The following is a 1246-nucleotide window of genomic DNA, read 5'->3' as shown; positions in this document are numbered from 1 at the left end:
AAGGGTTTTGTATTCGCTCGGCACCGGCGGCCATCGGTAGTAGCTGGTTTGCGTCTGCTGTTCCAGTGCTTGGGGCGTGCCGCCCCAGCTTAAGTGAGTAAAGGGATTAGGGAAGGTATAGAGATAGGGTCTATCGGCAAGAGCCGCCAACAGTTCTCCCTGCGCCGAGATAGAAGGGAAGGGCGCTTTACCCGATAAAAATTTGCGATTTTTTGAGGCCCCTGGTAATGGGCTTGAAGGTTGCTTCGGAATGTGTGCCAGTAGCCGATGAAGCGCCTCGGCTCGCGCTCGTGGCAAGGGAGGGTAGGTCTCCATTCTGGCGCTTCCGAAAAGGGGTCCATGCCGAGCAGCGAGAAGCGCAGTTAGCGCAAGCCCCACCAGCATCGTGCGACTAAGCCAAACATGACCCCATCGCTCCCAACGGGCGTACCCCACCACGGCCGCATCGAAAATAAAGGGAATGCCGTAGGTGGTGTTGTGCCCGACTATGGAGGCCGGAGCTAAAGGGTAGTAGCCTGTCCTCTGTGCGAACAGATAAACCCAAAACGAGGGCAGTGCCAGGACACAAAGATCGGGGGCTAGAAGTGACAAAAAACAGAGCGGTGACAAGAGTTCGCTGAAGAAGCCTTGAGTCATGGGACTGTAGAGGCTTTGAATCAGAAGCCATGGGTGCAGCAAAAAATAGCCGATAACCTCCAAGGGGGTATGCCCGTAGCGGCTGAAATAGTAAATGTAGGCCGACGGGTGCCCCTCATTAAAGTGACGCACTGCGGCAAAAGCGATAATAAGGCTTAGAACTCCTAAGCCCATTGTGGCCAAGCCCGCCTTGCGCCGGCCGCATACCAGTAGGTAGAGGCCCAGCGGGATGATGGCCAAACCGGCGACCTCTTTCGTGGTGGCAGAGAGACCGAGAAGGCCGAAAAAGAGAGGCCAACGCTCTATCTGCTGGGCATAGAGGGCGCCAAGCAAAAGGGGCGTGGCAAGAGTTTCCGGATGAAACTCCATGAAATTTGCCCACTGCATGGCCGGGTAGAGGAGGTAGGCCAGCACAAAGAGAAGCGCTTTAGCCTGAGAGCCTAGCTGGCGATAGGAAAAGAGGTAGACCGGCACCGCTCCCAGAGCTAAGGCAACCGTCTGTACCACCAAAAGAAGCTCCGCATGAGGATAAACCCACTCTAAAGGAGCCAACAGATAGAGAATAAGGCTGAAGTGATCGCCCAGAATATGAAGTCCTCGCACCGTTACA

General features: G+C 55.4%; 1 protein-coding gene. It reads right to left on the bottom strand.

Features of this window, described 5'->3' with window-relative positions:
• A partial coding sequence (locus VKV18_RS02085; protein ID WP_324202574.1) for a DUF2079 domain-containing protein occupies positions 1 to 1246 on the bottom strand: 1246 nt, incomplete at both ends.

The sequence above is a fragment of the Chthonomonas sp. genome (genome assembly GCF_035294505.1).
In the GTDB taxonomy this organism is placed as follows: Bacteria; Armatimonadota; Chthonomonadetes; order Chthonomonadales; family Chthonomonadaceae; genus Chthonomonas.
Note: the sequence above shows the minus strand (reverse complement) of the source record. Positions and strands in the feature narration are given on the sequence as shown.